This window comes from Amycolatopsis cihanbeyliensis, assembly GCF_006715045.1.
In the GTDB taxonomy this organism is placed as follows: domain Bacteria; phylum Actinomycetota; class Actinomycetes; order Mycobacteriales; family Pseudonocardiaceae; genus Amycolatopsis; species Amycolatopsis cihanbeyliensis.
This window is the reverse complement of sequence record NZ_VFML01000001.1, coordinates 4,454,554-4,471,953: the sequence shown is the minus strand read 5'-3', so window position 1 is coordinate 4,471,953 and position 17,400 is coordinate 4,454,554. Positions and strand designations below refer to the sequence as shown.

At 71.2% G+C, this 17,400-nt stretch carries 16 protein-coding genes; 11 read left to right on the top strand and 5 right to left on the bottom strand.

The window, feature by feature from the left end; all coding sequences use genetic code 11:
- The first annotated feature begins 44 nt into the window (after positions 1-44).
- The gene (locus FB471_RS20360) at positions 45-1,283 is read left to right on the top strand and encodes a M20 metallopeptidase family protein (RefSeq protein ID WP_142000012.1); all 1,239 of its coding nucleotides are present in this window, start codon (positions 45-47) and stop codon (positions 1,281-1,283) included.
- Positions 1,284-1,320: 37 nt separating this feature from the next.
- Positions 1,321-2,298, top strand: coding sequence for a prephenate dehydrogenase (locus FB471_RS20355; protein ID WP_211358079.1), 978 nt, complete (start codon positions 1,321-1,323; stop codon positions 2,296-2,298).
- 7 nt (positions 2,299-2,305) lie between these two features.
- Here the strand turns inward: FB471_RS20355 and FB471_RS20350 are convergent, their stop codons facing one another.
- The 3 genes from FB471_RS20350 to FB471_RS20340 form a co-directional block, all read right to left on the bottom strand.
- Complete coding sequence (locus FB471_RS20350; RefSeq protein WP_142000011.1) at positions 2,306-2,551, bottom strand: antitoxin; 246 nt, start codon at positions 2,549-2,551, stop codon at positions 2,306-2,308.
- Between the two features lie 78 nt (positions 2,552-2,629).
- Entirely contained in the window at positions 2,630-4,537 is a 1,908-nt protein-coding gene (locus FB471_RS20345) for an FUSC family protein (protein ID WP_142000010.1), read from the bottom strand.
- A 107-nt stretch (positions 4,538-4,644) separates the two neighbouring features.
- Entirely contained in the window at positions 4,645-5,163 is a 519-nt protein-coding gene (locus tag FB471_RS20340) for a GbsR/MarR family transcriptional regulator (RefSeq protein WP_142000009.1), read from the bottom strand.
- A 94-nt stretch (positions 5,164-5,257) separates the two neighbouring features.
- On the opposite strand from FB471_RS20340, the gene FB471_RS20335 reads away from it, so the two are divergent.
- Together FB471_RS20335 and FB471_RS20330 are read left to right on the top strand one after the other, a co-directional pair.
- Entirely contained in the window at positions 5,258-6,175 is a 918-nt protein-coding gene (locus FB471_RS20335; protein ID WP_142000008.1) for an ABC transporter ATP-binding protein, read from the top strand.
- The gene (locus FB471_RS20330; protein ID WP_142000007.1) at positions 6,172-7,767 is read left to right on the top strand and encodes an ABC transporter permease; all 1,596 of its coding nucleotides are present in this window, start codon (positions 6,172-6,174) and stop codon (positions 7,765-7,767) included. Before FB471_RS20335 ends, FB471_RS20330 begins: the two co-directional genes overlap by 4 nt.
- A gap of 430 nt (positions 7,768-8,197) precedes the next feature.
- Here the strand turns inward: FB471_RS20330 and FB471_RS20325 are convergent, their stop codons facing one another.
- The gene (locus tag FB471_RS20325; protein ID WP_142000006.1) at positions 8,198-9,238 is read right to left on the bottom strand and encodes an LLM class F420-dependent oxidoreductase; all 1,041 of its coding nucleotides are present in this window, start codon (positions 9,236-9,238) and stop codon (positions 8,198-8,200) included.
- Between the two features lie 51 nt (positions 9,239-9,289).
- Positions 9,290-9,676, bottom strand: coding sequence for a hypothetical protein (locus FB471_RS20320; protein WP_142000005.1), 387 nt, complete (start codon positions 9,674-9,676; stop codon positions 9,290-9,292).
- Between the two features lie 63 nt (positions 9,677-9,739).
- Between FB471_RS20320 and FB471_RS20315 the strand changes: the two genes are divergently transcribed.
- The 7 genes from FB471_RS20315 (at position 9,740) to FB471_RS20285 (ending at position 17,394) form a co-directional block, all read left to right on the top strand.
- On the top strand, positions 9,740-10,921 hold the full coding sequence (locus FB471_RS20315) for a winged helix DNA-binding domain-containing protein (RefSeq protein ID WP_142000004.1): 1,182 nt from the start codon (positions 9,740-9,742) through the stop codon (positions 10,919-10,921).
- Positions 10,922-11,099: 178 nt separating this feature from the next.
- Positions 11,100-12,080 carry an ATP-binding cassette domain-containing protein gene (locus FB471_RS20310; protein ID WP_142000003.1) on the top strand — a complete coding sequence of 327 codons (981 nt, stop codon included), beginning with the start codon at positions 11,100-11,102 and terminating at the stop codon, positions 12,078-12,080.
- A complete protein-coding gene (locus tag FB471_RS20305) occupies positions 12,077-12,919 on the top strand; it encodes an ABC transporter permease (protein ID WP_170220877.1) in 843 nt (280 codons plus the stop codon). Before FB471_RS20310 ends, FB471_RS20305 begins: the two co-directional genes overlap by 4 nt.
- An 86-nt stretch (positions 12,920-13,005) precedes the next feature.
- Positions 13,006-14,457, top strand: a complete 1,452-nt coding sequence (locus FB471_RS20300) for an NAD-dependent succinate-semialdehyde dehydrogenase (RefSeq protein WP_142000002.1) — start codon at positions 13,006-13,008, stop codon at positions 14,455-14,457.
- Between the two features lie 324 nt (positions 14,458-14,781).
- Positions 14,782-15,375, top strand: coding sequence for a TetR-type transcription factor C-terminal domain-containing protein (locus FB471_RS20295; RefSeq protein ID WP_170220876.1), 594 nt, complete (start codon positions 14,782-14,784; stop codon positions 15,373-15,375).
- A complete protein-coding gene (locus FB471_RS20290) occupies positions 15,372-16,124 on the top strand; it encodes a hotdog family protein (RefSeq protein ID WP_142000000.1) in 753 nt (250 codons plus the stop codon). Before FB471_RS20295 ends, FB471_RS20290 begins: the two co-directional genes overlap by 4 nt.
- 52 nt (positions 16,125-16,176) lie before the next feature.
- On the top strand, positions 16,177-17,394 hold the full coding sequence (locus FB471_RS20285) for an acetyl-CoA C-acetyltransferase (protein WP_141999999.1): 1,218 nt from the start codon (positions 16,177-16,179) through the stop codon (positions 17,392-17,394).
- Positions 17,395-17,400 lie beyond the last annotated feature (6 nt).

Genomic DNA, 17,400 nt, shown 5'->3' with positions numbered 1-17,400 from the left:
ACGCGCAATGCCTCAAGCCGTCCGGGAATGCGACTATCGAAGGTATGGAACCCACCGAGTTGCCCTCGCTCCCCGATGCCCGGTTCGCCGGCCTGCTGGCCGAGGCACAGGCGCTGCAACCGCGCACCGTGGAGTTGCGCAGGGCCATCCACCGACGCCCCGAGCAGGGGCTCGAGCTGCCGGAGACCCAGCAGACCGTGCTCCGTGCGCTGGAGGGCCTGCCGGTGGAGATCATCCGCGGCACGTCGGTCGGCTCGGTCACCGCGGTGCTGCGCGGCGGCCTTCCCGGACCCGCGGTGCTGCTGCGCGGCGATATGGACGCGCTGCCGCTGACCGAGGAGACCGGCGCGGACTACGCCTCGGAACTCGAGGACAGCATGCACGCGTGCGGGCACGACACGCACGTCGCGATGCTCGCCTCCGCGGCGCACCTGCTCGCCAGGCACGTGGACGAGCTGGCCGGGTCGGTGGTGTTCATGTTCCAGCCCGGCGAGGAGGGATACCACGGCGCGCGGCACATGATCCACGAAGGCGTGCTGGACGCGGCGGGCTCGCGGGTGGAGCGGGCGTTCGCCCTGCACATCTACGCCAACGCGCCGACCGGCCAACTGCTCTGCCGCCCCGGTCCGATCCTGGCCTCGGCCGACCGGTTCGACGTGCTGGTCAGCGGCAAGGGCGGGCACGGCTCCGCGCCGCACCACGCCATCGACCCGGTGCCGGCCGCGGCCGCGATGGTCGGCGCGCTGCAGACCATGGTCACCAGGCGGATCAACGTGTTCGACCCTGCCGTGCTGTCGGTGACCCGGATCGCCGCCGGCACGACCAGCAACATCATCCCGGAGACCGCGGAGCTGGAGGGCACGATCCGCACCCTGTCCGAGCGGGCCCGCGCCCGGATCCGGGAGGAGCTGCCGCGGATCTGCGAGCACGTCGGCGAGGCGCACCACTGCCGGGTCTCCGCGGACGTCGAGCCCGGCTACCCGGTGACCGCGAACGACCCCGCCATGGCCGATCGCGTGCTCGAGCTGGCCGGCGAGGTGCTCGGGGCCGAGCGGGCGGAGACCATGGCGGAACCGCTGATGGGGGCCGAGGACTTCTCCTACGTGCTGCAGCGGGTACCGGGGGCCTTCGCCTTTCTCGGCGCCTGCCCACCGGGAACCCCGCCCGAGGAGGCCGCGCCGAACCACTCCAACCGGGTGCACTACGACGAGGACGCCCTCCCGCACGGTGTGGCGATGTACGCGGCTTTCGCGCTGGACGCGCTGCGCGCTCCGGCCCACTGAGTTGGTGTACTCCACGGGGTTTGCCCGATACGGCAAGATGTCGCTCGTGCGAGATGTCTGCGTGATCGGACTCGGGTTGATCGGCGGCTCCCTGTTGCGGGCCGCGAGCGCCGGCGGCAGGACGACCTGGGGCGCCACTGAGTCCGCGGTGGATGCCGAGACGGCCGTGGCCGACGGCTACGAGGTGGGCACCGACGTCGCGGGTGCGCTACGCAAGGCGGCCGAGCGGGACGCGATCGTGGTGCTCGCCGTGCCGCTGACCGGGTTGGACGAGGTGCTACGGCTCGTGGCCGAGCAGGCGCCCTCCTGCCTGCTGACCGATGTGACCAGCGTGAAGGCGCCCGTGCTGGCATCCGTGCGGCGGCTGGCCCCGGGCGCCCGGTTCGTCGGCGGGCACCCGATGGCAGGCGGGACCTCCTCCGGCTGGGCCGCGGGCAACCCGGCCCTGTTCACGGGCGCGGCCTGGGTGGCCTGCGTGGAACCGGACACCGACCTGGCGGCCTGGGCCGAGGTGTCCACCCTGGCGATCGAACTCGGCGCGCACGTGGTGCCGGTGGCGGCGGCCGTGCACGACGAGGCCGTCGCCCGGATCTCCCACCTGCCGCACCTGCTCGCGGCCGTGCTCGCCGCGACCGGAGCCTACGGCGGCCCGCTGGCCGCGTCACTGGCCGCCGGGTCCTTCACCGATGGCACCAGGGTGGCCGGCAGCCGGCCGGAGCTGGTGCGGGCGATGACCGAGGGCAACCGGGAGGCGTTGCTGCCGGTGCTGGACGAGGCGCTCGGCAGGCTGGGGGCGGCCCGCGGCTCGCTGGCCTCCACCGGAGGGCTGGCGGCCACGCTGAACGCCGGGCACGAGGGCGCGCGCCGCATCGCCGACCTGCGCGGTGCCGCCCGGGCCGCGGTGCAGGTCAGCCTGGCCGCGCCGGACGCCCGGGACGGCCTGTGCGCGCTCGGCGAGCGCGGCGGCCGGATCGTGGGGATCGACGGCAGCACCGCGCTCGGCGAGGTGGCGTAGCCGGCTGTTACTGGCCTTGCGGTGGCCGCTGGCCGCCACCCTGGTCGTTCGGCGGCTCCTTGCCCTCATCCCCCGCGCCGCGGTGCAGCGCGTCCTTGGCCTTCCGGGTGGCGTTGTCGATCTTCTCGGAGTGGTCGCCGAACCGGGACTTGGCGAACTTGCCCGCCTTGTCCAGCCCCTGCTCCACCTTGTCGCTGTGCTTGCCCAGCTGTTCCTGAGCCTTCTGCTTCATCTCGCCGAAGTTGATTCCCATCGGAACTCCTCACTTCACATACGCGACACTACCCATCAAACCGCACCAGCCGGATCTCGCAACATGGCGAGCGTGCCGTCACCCCCGCGGGCCGCGTACCGCCGCGAAGGCGGCCGCCACCTGCTCGACCACCCCGGCAAGCTGTTGCGCGGCGGGTAACCGCTGGTCGGCGGGCTCACGTTGCTCGCGAACGGCGGCGGCGAACTCCGCGAGCGCCACGGTGAGCAGTCGCACATCCTCCGGGTCCGGCTCCGGGGCACCCTGCTCCACGGTCACCACGACCTCGGTCACCGCGTCGGTGACGCGTTCCAGGCCGACGATCGCGGGCCACCAGGCGGTCGCCTGCCTGCCCGCGGGCGAGGGCTCGACCACGACCTGCTGGAAAGCGGTGCGCAGGTCGGTCAGCCCGCGGTAGGCACGGCGGCGGTAGCGGGAACGCTCCGCCCGCTGGTCGGCCGAGCCGGTGGCCCGCAGCCCGTGCTCCACGTAGCGGCCAACGGCGTCGGCGACCTCGGCCAGTTTCCCGCCGACCCGGGGGCGCCTGCTGCCCGGCCACAGCAGGTAGCCGAACACCAACACGATCGCGCAGCCGATCAGGGTGTCCACCAGCCGCGCGAACACCAGCGCCCAGTCGCCCCGGCTGGCGAGGTCCATCTGCAAGATGATCAGCGGGGTGACGAAGGCGCTCAGGATCCCGTAGTTGCGGGTCTTGCCGGCGGCCACCCCACCGGCGAACAGCGCGATCAGCAGCACCAGCGCCCAGCCGTGCACCCCGAGCCCGAGCACGGCCGCGCCGATACCGACGCCGACCACGGTGCCGAGCCCGCGCAACACCGCCCGGCCGAACACCGAACCGAAGTCCGGCTTCAGCACGATGCCCACGGTCAGCGTGATCCAGTACGAACGCTCGACCGGCACCAGCAACGCGGCCACCTCGGCCAGCGCCACGCACAGCACCAGCCGCAGCGTGGTCAGCCAGGTGAGCGGGCCGGAGATCACCGAGTCCGCCCACTCGCGTAGCTGGGTACGAACCGGCACGCGCTCGCTGCGCTTGCGTTCGGTCCCGTTGTCGATCCTGGCCAGACCCGCGTACAGCGCGGCCAGCGCCGGATCCGCGGGCTCGGCCGCGGGCGCGGGCGGCAGCGGCGCGCGAGCGAGCACCGAGGTGGCCACGGCGGTGAGGTGGTCCACCAGCTCGGGCGGGGCGTGCCGCCTGGCGTTCACCATGGCCACCGCGGCCTCCACGGCCGGGGTGCTCGCGGCCAGCAGGTTGAGCAGCCCGCGGTAGGTCGCGTCCCGGCCGGACAACCAGGATCGCGCCTCCAGCAGCCGGTCGTAGGCGGTGTTCAGCGCGGTGGTCAGCTGGTACCGGGACGCGCGGCGGGTCTCGTCGTCCTGGGCGGAGAGCATGGCGGCGAGCTCGATGTACACCTGCGCCACGGCGCCGCGCTCCGGGGAGGTCGCGCGCACCGCCCACGCGGCCAGCGCCACCAGCAGCCCCCATGCGGCCCCGCCGAGGAAGCAGAGCATGGCCACGCCAGGGTCGATGTTCATGGCGTGCTGCCCGGTGCCGAGCACCGCGAACACCAGCAACTGCAGCCCGGCCACCGAGGCGTTGCTGCCCGCGGTGCTGATCAGCGCCGAGACCGCCGCGACCCCGACCACGGCGAGCATGGACAGCACCGGGGCCCAGCCGGTGAGCAGGCCGGTACCGAAGCCGAGCGTGGCGGCCAGCACGGCGCCGCCGAGCCGCACGGCGCGGTAGCGGTAGGAGCCCGCCGAGTCGGCCAGCACGGTGGGCAACGCGCCGGTCGACACCAGCGCGCCTAGGGCGAGGTCACCCAGGGCGAACCCGACCGCGGGAGGCCCGGCCAGCGCCAGCGCGGCGCGTACCACCCGGTTCCACGGCGTCGGCTCCGGCGTGCTGCGCAGGAGCTGGACCAGCCAGTGCGGCGCCGCGAAATCGGTACTGGTCACGGCACCCATACTCACACGGGAAGCCGCGACTCAGCCGGGTACGGCCATGGCCGGCCGTAGCGATAACATAGTTATCAAATTAGCCGGACATCAACCACGGCGCACATCCGGCGCACCTACCGCTGCTGGCTCTCGTGCTGCGCCTTCCACCTGGCGAACAACTCCGGGATCTCCTTGAGCATGAACTCGAGGAAGTCGGTCATATCGGCGAGCCGCTTGCCCGCCGGGGTACCCGGACCGAGAACGTGTACACCCTCGAGCGTGGCGTCCCGCCACATGGTCATCATCCGGTCGCGCTTGAGGAAGGTGGCGTACCAGAGATCGTCCTGGAGCCGGTAGTGGTCCCGGCGGGCACCCGGCTCCCGCTCCTTGGCGACCAGGCCGATCTGGTCGAGGAACCGCACCGCACCGGATATGGCCGCCGGACTCACCGAGAGCTGCTCGGCGAGCTCGGCGGCCGTCATCTTGCCGCTGTCGGTCGTCATCAGGGTCGCGAACACGCGGGCCGACATCCGCTGCACACCGATCTCGTTCAGCACGAGCGCGAGCCGCTCCACGTAGTGACGGACGGCGTCCTCGTCGCGATGCACGGTCTCGGTACCTGGGTCACGCTGGGACTGGGGCCTGATCGACATGGGTCCATCCTCTCCAATCACGATCGGGTTGATCACCTGATCTATATGTTTTCTTAACTTCACAAGTTTGTGAAATAACAGTACCTTCCGGGGCATGGACAACGCCATCTCCGTTTCCGACCTGCACAAGGCGTTCGGTCGGACCAAGGCCCTCGACGGGCTGAACCTCGATGTCGCTCCCGGGGAGGTGCACGGCTTCCTCGGCCCCAACGGCTCCGGGAAGTCCACCACCGTCCGGGTGCTGCTGGGTCTGTTGCGTCCGGACTCCGGCAACGTGCGGCTGCTCGGTGGCGATCCGTGGAAAGACGCCGCGAGCCTGCACCGTCGCCTCGCCTACGTGCCCGGTGACGTCAGCCTGTGGCCCAACCTCTCCGGCGGCGAGGTCATCGACCTGCTCGGCCGGTTGCGCGGTGGACTCGACCAGCGCCGTCGCAAGGAGCTCATCGAGCGCTTCGATCTCGACCCGAAGAAGAAGGGCCGCGCCTACTCCAAGGGCAACCGCCAGAAGGTCGCCATCGTCGCCGCACTGTCGTCCAATGTGGACATGCTGATCCTGGACGAGCCCACGGCCGGGCTGGACCCGCTGATGGAGGCCACCTTCCAGTACGCGATCCAGGAGGAGCGTGAGCAGGGCCGCACCGTGCTGCTGTCCAGCCACATCCTGGCCGAGGTGGAGGCGCTGTGTGACCGGGTCAGCATCATCCGCAACGGCCGCACGGTGGAGTCCGGCACGCTGGCCGACCTGCGCCACCTGACCCGCACCTCGATCTTCGCCGAGCTGGCCGCGCACCCGAACGGCCTTTCCCGGCTGGAGAACGTGCACGACCTGAAGATCGAGGGCAACACCGTGCGCTTCGACGTGGAGACCAGCGCGCTGGACGAGGCGCTGCGGCAGCTCACCCAGATCGGCGTGCGCAGCCTGACCAGCCAGCCGCCCACCTTGGAAGAGCTTTTCCTGCGGCACTACACCGAGCAGGCCTCCGGCAGGCACAGCACGGAGGCGACGGCATGAGCAGGCCACTCGTCGGAACGCGGCACCTGGTGCGGCACGCGCTGCGCCGGGACCGGATCATCCTGCCGCTGTGGATCGTCCTGCTCAGTGTCATGCCGGCCAGCACGGCGGGCGCCTACGAGCAGCTTTACCCGACCGAGGCCGAGCGGGCCGGGCTGACCGCCGCGATGGGCAACAACCCCTCGATCTCGCTGCTGTACGGCCCGGCCTTCGACCTCTCCACCGCGGGCGGCTTCCTGGCCTGGCGACTGATCGGGTTCATGGCGGTGATGATCGGTCTGATGGCGATCTTCACGGTCACCCGGCACACCAGGGCCGAGGAGGACACCGGCCGTGGCGAGCTACTCGGTTCCACCGTGGTGGGGCGCTTCGCGATGCTGACGGCCGGGGTGATCGTCGCGGGTGGCGCCAGCGTGCTGATCGGTGTGCTGCAGTCGCTGTTCCTGCTGGGCACGGGGGTCGCCGTGCCGGGAGCCTGGGCGTTCGGGCTGTCCACCGCGGGGGCCGGGCTGGTGTTCACCGCGATCGCGGCGGCTGCCGTGCAGCTCGCCGAGTACTCGCGGACGGCCAACGGAATGGCCTCGGCCGTGCTCGGCATCACCTTCCTGCTGCGCGGTGTCGGGGACTCCAGCGAGGCGACCTGGCTGTCCTGGCTGTCCCCGATCGGCTGGACGCAACAGATCAGGGCGTTCGCCGGCGAGCGCTGGTGGGTGCTCGGGCTCGCGCTGGGCGCCGCGCTGGTCGTCGGCGCCGCCGGATACGCGCTGCTGCCCCGGCGGGACTTCGACGCGGGGCTGATCCGGTCGCGGCCCGGCCCCGCCACCGCGGCACCCGGGCTGCGTAGCCCGTTCGCGCTGGCCTGGCGGCTGCACCGGGGATCGCTGATCGGCTGGTCCGTCGCGTTCGCGGTGTCCGGGGTGCTGATGGGCTCGATCGCAAGCGGCATCACCGACATCATCGGGGACAGCGCGCAGGCGCGGGAGATCTTCGCGCGGATGGGCGGATCGGAGGGCATGATCCAGGCCTTCCTCGCCGCGATGACCGGGATGTTCGGCGTGATCGCCGCGATCTACGGGGTGCAGGCCACCCTGCGGATGCGCGGCGAGGAGGTCGGTTACCGGGCCGAACCCCTGCTGGCCACCCGGGTCAGCAGGCTCGGCTGGACCGGGAGCCACCTGGTGTTCGCCTTCCTCGGCACCGCGCTGGTGACCGTGCTCGGCGGGGTCGGGGTCGGCCTCGCGCACGGCCTGCGGGTGGACGACGTCCCCGGCGCCGTCGGGGACGTGCTGACCGGCACCCTGGCACAGTTGCCCGCGGTCTGGCTGATCGTCGGGATCGCCGTCGCGCTCTTCGGTATCTGGCCGAAGTACTCGGTCGCGGCCTGGGGCGTGCTCGCGGTCGCCGTGCTGATCAGCATGTTCGGTCCGGTGGTGCAACTACCGCAGTTGCTGATGGACGTCTCGCCGTTCACGCACATCCCGAAACTGCCCGGCGGCGAGTTCACCGCGACGCCGCTGGTGTGGCTGACCGCGCTCGCGGTGATCGCCCTCGGCGCCGGCCTGACCGCCTTCCGCAGGCGCGACGTCGGCTGAGGCATGGGGGACGGTCGAGCCCGGACCTCGGGGGGTCCGGGCTCGACCCCGGCGTGTTGGCCCCCCACGTAACCGTGTTTGCCGCTCGCGTAACCGTGTTGGCCCCCCACGTAACCGAGTTTGCCGCTCGCGTAGGCGAGTTTGCCCCCCACGTCAGCGCGTCGCCCGCCACGCCGCGATCGCCCCGGACCACGCGCGCGGGGAGAGCGTCAGCGCACCGCCCGCGCGGTCCCTGGTGTCCCGGCACGGCGACCGTCGCACCGAACGCGACGTCGCGGCGCTTACCGACCTCGCGGAGGGTGGCGAGTTGCCGGGCGGAGGTCGCGGCGGCCCCGTACGGGAACGGCAAACTCGTGCACGTGAGCGGCAAACTCACGCGCGTGGACAGCAAACTCGGTTACGTGGGGGGCAAACACGCGGGGGCGTCGGGTCAGCCGGTGATGTCGCGGAGTTGGCTGATCAGGTTGACGCGCTCGGCGGCGGTGTCGGCCAGCGGGTGCACGAGCAGGGTGGTGACCCCGGCCTCGGCGAAGGCGGCGACCCGTTCCTTGACGAAGCCGAGCGGGCCGACCAGCGAGATCGCGCGCAGCAACTCGTCGGGCACGGCGGCGGCCGCCTCGGCTTTCTTACCGTCCAGGTAGAGATCCTGGATCTCCTTGGCCGCGTCCGCGAAGCCGTAGCGGATCGCGAGGTCGTTGTAGAAGTTCTTGCCCCGCGCGCCCATCCCGCCCACATACAGCGCCACCATGTGCCGGTACGGCTCCAGCAGGTGCTCCACGTCCTCGCCGATGGCCAGCGGCAGGCTGGCCACCACGTCGAGCTCACCGAGTTCGGGAGCACGCTTGGCCTTACCCTCGGCCAGCGGGCCTCCCCAGACCTCACCCGCCTTCTCCGGGTAGAAGAAGATCGGCTGCCAGCCCTCGGCCAGCTCCGCGGTCAGCGCGACGTTCTTCGGTCCCAGCGCGGCCAGCAGGATCGGGATCCGCTCGCGCACCGGGTGGTTGATCAGCTTCAGCGGCTTGCCGAGCCCGCTGCCCTCCTCGGCGGGCAGCGGGATGCGGTAGTGCCTGCCCTCGTACTCCACCCGCTCGCGCCGCCACACCTGCCGGCAGATCTCCACGATCTCCCTGGTCCGGCCGATCGGCGCGTCGTAACGCACGCCGTGGAAACCCTCGATCACCTGCGGCCCGGACGCGCCGAGGCCGAGGGTGAACCGGCCGTCCGAGACATAGTCCAGCCCGGCCGCGGTCATCGCGGTCAGCGCCGGCGTTCGGGTGTAGATCTGCAGGATGCCGGAGGCCAGCTCGACCCGCTCCGTCCTGGCCGCGAGATACCCCAGCAGGCTAACCGCGTCGTAGGAGTACGCCTCCGGCACGAACACGATGTCCAGGCCGGCACGTTCCTGCTCCGCGACCTCCGCGACCGCCTCGGTGAACCCACCGGCGTAGCTGAGCTGGGCACCGATCCGCATCCGACCCTCCACCACGTCACTTACAGGACGCTTAGAACGTAACACGACTGGTCAGCCCGCGCGGAGCGTTCCGGTCACGTCCATCCGTACCCTCGCCCTGGCGGTCTCGGGCGGGCAACCAGGACCGTTGGGATAGGTCACCTCGGGGGTGAGCCGGGTAGTCTCCGCCACGGCGAGATCGGGGCCGGACAGCCGGAGCGTGACCCGCACCGGGGCAGCGGGCAGGTCGGACAGCGGAACGAACTCGCGCACCTGCCCGGTCCGGCAGGAGCCCGCCCAGCAGGCGGTCAACGTCGCCCGGTCGGCCCTGGCCGCCAACCGCTGTGCCACCTCGACCTCGATCCCGCCAGTGGCGGCGATCAACGTGCAGGCTCGCCGGGTCTCGCCGGCGCATCCGGTGACGGCGAGCGCCAGCAGGGCGGCAGGGAGCAGCAGCACACGCATACCGCCGGGACGTGCCGAGGCCCGGCGGTGGTTGCGTCGCGCCGCTACCGTGACCGCATGGTGACCGTCGAGCGACGGCAGGTACTGCGGTACCGCCTTGCCCAGCACCGACTCGCCGAACGCGGCCCGGCCGAGGAGTTGTTGCCCGCGGCCGGCGCCATCGGGATTCAGCACACTCCGCCGGGCTCCGCGGCGCAGGCCCTGCACGCCCGGCTGGCCGGCCTCACCCCTGAGCACGTGGCCGAGGCGCTGGACACCGGCAAGACGCTGGTCCAGTTGTGGAGCGTGCGCGGAGCACCGCATGTGGTGCCGACCGCGGACGCGGCGGTGTTCACCACCGGTGCGCTCCCGGATGACGAGGAGTCCTGCCTGCGCTTCATCCGGGGCGCGGCCGACCACCTCGCGCGATTCGGGCTCAGCGCGAGCGAGGCGGTGCGGTACACCAGGGAGGCACTGCCCGCCGTGCTGGACGGCCGGATGCTGACCAAGGACGAGCTCGGGGTCGAGCTGGCCGAACGCGTCGTCGAGAAGCTCCCCGCGCGGATGCGCACGGCATGGCGGGAACCGGACGGCCTCGGGCACAACACCTACGGGCAGAGCCTGGTCCGCTTCGCGCTCTATGTCGTCGGGTTGCACGGCGAGTTGGTCATCCATTCCCCCGCCCGCGGGGCCGCCCGGTTCGCGTTGCCCTGGCAATGGTTGGGTGCCGCGTTGCCGCGCATGGAACCGATCGCGGCCCGCGCCGAACTCGTCCGCCGATACCTGCGCTGCCACGGGCCTTCCGATGCCACGGAGTTCGCGAGTTGGGCCGGGGTGTCACCGGAATACGCACGGCGATCATTCGATCTGCTCCCCGACGAACTGGTCGAGGTGCGCTACGCGGACCGCGGTCGCTGGATCCGGCGACCGGATCTGGCGCTGCTGCGCGAACCACCGTCCACCCGCGGCGCACTGCTGCTGCCGGCGCACGACCCCTTACTCGGCACGAGGGATCGCGGCTGCCTGGTCACCGAACCCGCGTTACGCAAGCAAGTCTGGCGCACGAGCGGGAATCCCGGGGTGCTCATGGTGGACGGCGAGGTCGCCGGGCTGTGGCGCCCGCGCAAGCGGGGCAACACGCTCACCGTGCGCGTCGAGACGTTCACCGAAGCGGTCGGACCCACGCGGGCCGCCATCGAGCGGGAGGCCGAGTCGTTGCCGCCTTTTCGCGGGGCACGCCGGGTCGACGTGACGTTCTGAACGCCATCTACCCACATTCGTAATAAACGCGAACGACGGTTCGCGTATTTGGTTCTCACGCGATTCCCGGGTAGAGTTTTTGTTCGCAGGAAATCAGCCTGCCATCCATTCAGTTCGGATTCGCCTGCCGCGCTGCGCCGGTGGGCGAACCGGTCACGCTCAGATTCGAGGAGAAGTGTTGAGCGGTACTGCACGCCCGCGATACGCCATCGAGGCCTCCGAACTACGCAAGAGCTTCGGCAGCACACGCGCCGTCGACGGGGTGAACCTGGCCGTGCCGCCGGGTGTCGTCTACGGGGTACTGGGGCCGAACGGAGCCGGAAAGACCACCACCATCCGAATGCTCGCCACCCTGCTGCGGCCGGACGCCGGGACGGCGCACGTGTTCGGGCACGACATCGTCGCCGAGCCGGACGCGGTCCGCAGCCGGATCGGGCTCACCGGGCAGTTCGCCTCGGTGGACGAGGAAATCACCGGCCGGGAGAACCTGCTCCTGCTCGGCAGGTTGCTCGGCCATTCCCGGATCTCCGCCCGGCGCAGGGCGGAGCTGCTACTGGAAGCCCTCTCCCTCACCGACGCCGCCGACCGCAGGGTCGGCACCTACTCCGGCGGCATGCGTCGCCGGCTGGATATCGCGGCCGGGCTGGTGACCACCCCGGACCTGATGTGCCTGGACGAACCGACCACCGGCCTCGACCCGCGCAGCCGCAACCAGGTCTGGGCGATCGTGCGCGCGCTGGTCGCCGGTGGCACGACCGTACTGCTCACCACGCAGTATCTCGAGGAGGCCGACCAGCTCGCCGACCGGATCGCGGTGATCGACCACGGCCGGGTCATCGCCGAGGGCACCAGCGACGAGCTGAAGTCCTCGATCGGTGGCGGGGTACTGCACGTCCGGCTGTGGGACGCCGGCCGGCGCGCGGAGGCACGGGAGCTGCTGGCGGCGGCACTCGGCGCCGAGGTTCAGCCGGGAGCTGACCCGACCAGCCTGTCCACGCTGGTAACCGAGGAATCCAGCGTCGGTCCGGCGCTGGCCCGGCTGTCCGCCGCCGGGATCGAGACCCCGTCCTTCTCCCTCGGCCAACCAAGCCTGGACGAGGTGTTTCTTGCCCTGACCGGACATCCGGCCGACCAAACGTCCGAAAAGGAGGCAGTGTGACCGCCGTTCCGGTAGCTCGCGACATTCCTACCGTCCAACCGAACCTGCTCGGCGCGCTGGCCGACCGTTCCCGGCCCGCGCCGCCGAGCAGGTCGACCGCCACGCTCACCTTCTCCTGGCGGGCCCTCCTGCACGTCAAGCACAGCCCCGAGCAGCTGATCGACGTGATCGCCACCCCGGCGAGCATGATGCTGCTGTTCAACTTCCTGTTCGGCGGGGCCATCGCCGGTTCCACCGAGCAGTACCTGCAGTACCTGCTGCCCGGGGTGCTGGTGCAGTTGGTGACCCTGATGAGCGTCTACACCGGGGTATCCCTGAACACCGACCTGGCCACGGGCATCTTCGACCGGTTCCGCACGTTGCCGATCTGGCAGCCGGCGAACCTGGTCGGCAAGCTGTCCGGTGACGTGCTCCGGTTCGTGATCTCGATGACCGTGACGATCGGGCTCGGCCTCGCGCTGGGCTTCCGGCCCGCGGCCGGGGTCGGCGGGGTGCTGCTGGCCGCGGTGCTGCTGCTGGTGTTCGCGTTCAGCGTCGGCTGGATCTTCACCACGCTCGGCCTGCTGCTGAACAAGCCCGAGTCGATCTCCGGCACCAGCATGCTGGTGGTGTTCCCGCTGGTGTTCCTGAGCAACATTTTCGTGCTGCCCGCCAGCCTGCCGGGATGGCTCAGGGCGTTCGTCGAGGTGAACCCGATCAGTCACGCGGCGACCGCCGTGCGCGGGCTGATGCACGGCACCGCGACCGCGGGCCAGCTGCTGCTGGTGCTGGCCTCCTGCGCCGCGCTGACCCTGGTGTTCGGTGCCCTGACGATGCGCCTCTACCGCAGGCAACGTTGACGGCCGCCGCCTGCCATGTCGGCTGGCCGACATGGCAGGCGGCCGCCAACGGCATGCGCGGCCGCTTCGCTGGGTAACCAGCGGAGATGAACACACTGATAGACAAGGCGCCCAAGCAGCTCTACCTGGACGGCCGGTTCGCCGACGCCACCGACGGCCTTACCTTCGGGGTGCACGACCCCGGTGACGAGCAGTGGTTGTGCGATGTCGCCGACGCGCGACCCACCGACGCGCGGCGGGCCGTCGAGGCCGCGGTCCGCGCGCAGGAGGACTGGGCCACCACCGCGCCCCGGCAGCGCGCCGAGATCCTGCGCCGGGCCTGGGAACTGATCACCGAACGCACCGAGGACCTGGCCACCGTGATGACCCTGGAAATGGGCAAGAGCCTGCCGGAGTCACGGGCCGAGGTGACCTACGCGGCCGAGTTCTTCCGCTGGTTCGCCGAGGAGGCGGTGCGGATCGACGGCCGGTACACGCGCAGCCCGGCGGGGGGCGGCCGGACCATCGTCACCAAGCAGGCGGTCGGCCCCTGCCTGCTGATCACGCCGTGGAACTTCCCGCTGGCGATGGGCACCCGCAAGATCGGCCCGGCGATCGCGGCCGGCTGCACGATGATCGTGAAACCGGCGCGGCTCACCCCGATCTCCATGCTCGGCCTGGTGGCCCTGCTGGAAGAGGCCGGGCTGCCCGCAGGCGTGCTGAACGTGCTGCCGAGCACCTCGGCGAGCCGGGTGGTGGACCCGATACTGGCCGACGCACGAGTACGCAAGCTGTCCTTCACCGGCTCCACCGAGGTCGGTCGCGATCTCGTGCGGCGATGCGCGCCCAACCTGCAGCGTATGTCGATGGAGCTCGGTGGCAACGCGCCGTTCCTGGTGTTCTCCGATGCCGACCTGGACGCGGCGGTGCGGGGCGCGGTCACCGCGAAGCTGCGCAACAACGGCGAATCCTGCGTGGCCGCCAACCGGTTCCACGTCGCCGAGCCGGTGGCCGAGGAGTTCACCCGCAGGCTCACCGAGGAGCTCGGCTCGCTGCGGGTCGGGCACGGGTTGACGGACGGTGTCTCGGTCGGCCCGCTGGTCAGCATCGAGCAGCGGGACAAGGTGGTCGAGCTCGTCGCGGACGCGACCGACCAGGGTGCCCGGGTAACCACCGGCGGCAGCACCCCCGGCGGCACCGGGTTCTTCTACTCGCCGACCGTGCTCGCCGATGTGCCGGGGCAGGCACGCATCCTGCGCGAGGAGGTGTTCGGGCCGGTCGCGCCGGTGACCACTTTCAGTGACGAGGAGGACGCGTTACGTCAGGCGAACGACACCGAGTTCGGCCTGGTCGCCTACCTCTACACCCGGGACCTTGAGCGCGCGGTGCGCGTGGGCGAACGGTTGCGCACCGGGATGGTCGGCCTGAACACCGGACTGGTGTCCAACGCGGCCGCGCCGTTCGGCGGTGTCAAGGCCTCCGGCTTCGGCCGGGAGGGCGGAGCCGAGGGCATCGACGAGTACCTGGATACCCGGTACCTGGCCCTTGCCCTCTCCTGACCGGCCCGGTCGTGGTGAAACGCTGGTGAAGCGCGGCCGCGGTGCCGACATTTCTGCCCACGCAGGGTTGACATTCAGACGTGTCGCGTCTCACAGTACCGGGAACCGAAGCGAGGGGGCGGGTGTGAGCGCGCGGGTATCCAGGCGCACGAGGCCGGAGCGGGCCGCCTCGGCGATCCTCATGCTCCCCGCCTTCGACGGCCCCTGAAGGTCACCATGACTGTCTCACCGGCATGTGGGGCAAGCGAAGGTAGGCCGTCCGGCCGGATTCGCTCGCCCGATTTCTCATTGATAATTCAATCGAACTGGCCTAGGTTTGCCCGGGTGAACGAGCGTTCGTCCAGGCGTTCGGTGGTCGAGCAGGCCATTCTTCGCGCCGCACTCGACGCCTTCGCCACTCGCGGCTTCCACGGAGCGACCATGCGCCAGATCGCCGGACTCGCCGAGGTCACTCTCGCGAATGTCTACAACTACGTCGACTCCAAGTCCGACCTGCTGGTGACCCTGTTGCACAGGGCGAGCGACGACCAACTCGCCGACACGCGGGCGGCCGTCCAGGCGGCGGGCGGCTCGGTGACCGAGCGGCTGCGCGCCGCCGTGGGCGCCTACGTCCGGTTCGACCTCGAGCGGCAGGCCGAGAGCCGCATCGTGCACAGCGAGTACCGGTACCTGGACGAGGGCGCCTGCCTGCACGTGACCCGCGCACAGGACCAGCATCGGCGCCTGTTCGCCGACCTGGTGGCGGAGGGGGTGGCCGCGGGCGTGTTCCACACCCCCTACCCGGACCAGGCCGGTCGCGCCATCCTGGCCATGTGCGTGGGGGTGCCGGACTGCCCCGCCGCGGGCGGGCCCCCAACGCCGGAAGAGACGGAGCGTCGTTACGCCCGGTATGCCCTCGCGTTGCTGGAGGCGAGATGAGCGAGGCCACGCAGATCTGGAGCCACTACCTCGAAGACTTCCGGGTAGGCCAGCACGGCGAGCTCGGCAACACCACGATCACCACATCCCAACCGTCCACCGTGGCCTCCCTGGCGACCGTGACCCTACTGGTTTCCGATCAGGGCGTGCTGAACGACCTGCGGTGGAGCTTCCACGCCCCGGTGCGCCGGGGTGATCGAGTTCGGCTGACCGCGACGGTGACCCGGTGCCGGGCAGGCGGAGACGGCTGGGGCCTGCTGCACCGGCATCTGGTGCTCGCCGGCCAGGACGACACCGTGCTCGGCGACGGCACCGGCAGTTTCACCATCCCGACCCGGCAGGCCACGCCGGACGAGCGGCATGTCCGCACCGACTTCGGCTCGGTCGCGTGGGCCGAGTTGCTGTGCGACACCCTGGAACGCAACGAGGATTTCGTCTCCGCGACCAGGCCGATGGACGGCACGCTCGGGTTCCGCTGCGGCGACGAGGAAGCGCATATCCGAGTCTACAAAGGACGAATCGTGGAGGTGGGCAGGTCGACGCCCACCGGTCCGACGTTCACTGTCGCCGGGAGCGAGCTGGCCTGGGCGGAGCTGGCCGGCGCGCCACGCAACGACTTCATCGCGCGGACCATGACCAGCCAGTTCTACGCGACCGGCAACGCACACGAGTACGTTCGGTTCACCAAGGCCGTGGTGAGCGCCTGGGACTCCATCCGTGAGCTCGCCCACCGGGACGCCGTGCGCTGACCCCGCTACTGTGGCCGGTGAGCCGTGTGCGGTTTGCGAATGGAGGTTCGGTATGCGTACAGCCGTGGTCTGTGAGCCGGTCAGGACGCCGGTCGGGCGATTCGGCGGGGTGTTCCGCGAGGTTCCGGCGACGGAGCTGGCCACCGCGGTACTGCGCGAGTTGCTGCGGCGCACCGGGATGCCGCCCGGCACGGTGGAGGACGTGCTGTTCGGCCAGTGTTACCCGAACGGCGAGGCGCCGGCGATCGGCAGGGTCGCCGCGCTGGACGCGGGCATGCCGGTGGAGGTCGCCGGGCTGCAGGTGGACCGCCGCTGCGGCTCCGGCCTGCAGGCCGTGCTGGACGCCGCGATGCGGGTGCAGACCGGCGCCGCCGATGTGGTGATCGCCGGTGGCGCGGAGAGCATGAGCCAGGTCGAGTTCTACTCCGACGCGATGCGCTGGGGCGTTCGCGGTCCCGGCGTCGAGCTGAAGGATCGGCTGGCACGCGCCAGGGTCACCGCGGGCGGGGTGCACCACCCCGTCGAGGGCGGGATGTTGGAGACGGCGGAGAACCTGCGGCGCGAGTACCGGATCTCCCGCATCGCGCAGGACGAGTTGGCGGTGCGCTCACACCAGCGCGCGGTGGCGGCGATCGAGGACGGCCGGTTCGCCGAGGAGATCGTGCCGGTTCCGACACCGGGCAAGCGCGGGGAGCCTGGTCCGACCGTCGAGCGGGACGAGCATCCCAGGGCGGACAGCACGATGGAGTCCCTGGCGAAGCTGCGGCCGGTGCTCGGCAGGCAGGACCCGGAGGCCACGGTGACCGCGGGCAACGCGAGCGGGCAGAACGACGGCGCGGCGGCCTGCCTGGTCACTACCCCGGAACAGGCCGCCGAGCTGGGCCTGCGCCCGCTCGCCCGGCTGGTGAGCTGGGCGGCGGCCGGGGTTCCCCCGCGCACCATGGGCATCGGCCCGGTGCCGGCCACCGAGCGGGCGCTGACCCGTGCCGGGCTCACCCTCGGCGAGATGGACCTGATCGAGCTGAACGAGGCATTCGCCGCGCAGGTGCTGGCCTGCACCGCGGAGTGGAAGTTCGGCGAGGCGGACTGGGCGCGGACCAACGTGAACGGCTCCGGGGTCTCGCTCGGCCACCCGGTCGGGGCGACCGGCGTGCGTATCCTCACCACCCTGCTGCGCGAGCTCGACCGCCGCCAGGCCCGCTACGGCCTGGAGACCATGTGCATCGGCGGCGGCCAGGGCCTCGCCGCCGTTTTCGAGCGCACCCGGTAACCCCGC

Coding starts and splice junctions, on each gene's coding strand:
- FB471_RS20360 (WP_142000012.1), top strand. CDS start 45: ATGGAACCCACCGAGTTGCCCTCGCTCCCCGATGCCCGGTTCGCCGGC.
- FB471_RS20355 (WP_211358079.1), top strand. CDS start 1,321: ATGTCGCTCGTGCGAGATGTCTGCGTGATCGGACTCGGGTTGATCGGC.
- FB471_RS20350 (WP_142000011.1), bottom strand. CDS start 2,551: ATGGGAATCAACTTCGGCGAGATGAAGCAGAAGGCTCAGGAACAGCTG.
- FB471_RS20345 (WP_142000010.1), bottom strand. CDS start 4,537: ATGGGTGCCGTGACCAGTACCGATTTCGCGGCGCCGCACTGGCTGGTC.
- FB471_RS20340 (WP_142000009.1), bottom strand. CDS start 5,163: ATGTCGATCAGGCCCCAGTCCCAGCGTGACCCAGGTACCGAGACCGTG.
- FB471_RS20335 (WP_142000008.1), top strand. CDS start 5,258: ATGGACAACGCCATCTCCGTTTCCGACCTGCACAAGGCGTTCGGTCGG.
- FB471_RS20330 (WP_142000007.1), top strand. CDS start 6,172: ATGAGCAGGCCACTCGTCGGAACGCGGCACCTGGTGCGGCACGCGCTG.
- FB471_RS20325 (WP_142000006.1), bottom strand. CDS start 9,238: ATGCGGATCGGTGCCCAGCTCAGCTACGCCGGTGGGTTCACCGAGGCG.
- FB471_RS20315 (WP_142000004.1), top strand. CDS start 9,740: ATGGTGACCGTCGAGCGACGGCAGGTACTGCGGTACCGCCTTGCCCAG.
- FB471_RS20300 (WP_142000002.1), top strand. CDS start 13,006: ATGAACACACTGATAGACAAGGCGCCCAAGCAGCTCTACCTGGACGGC.
- FB471_RS20290 (WP_142000000.1), top strand. CDS start 15,372: ATGAGCGAGGCCACGCAGATCTGGAGCCACTACCTCGAAGACTTCCGG.
- FB471_RS20285 (WP_141999999.1), top strand. CDS start 16,177: ATGCGTACAGCCGTGGTCTGTGAGCCGGTCAGGACGCCGGTCGGGCGA.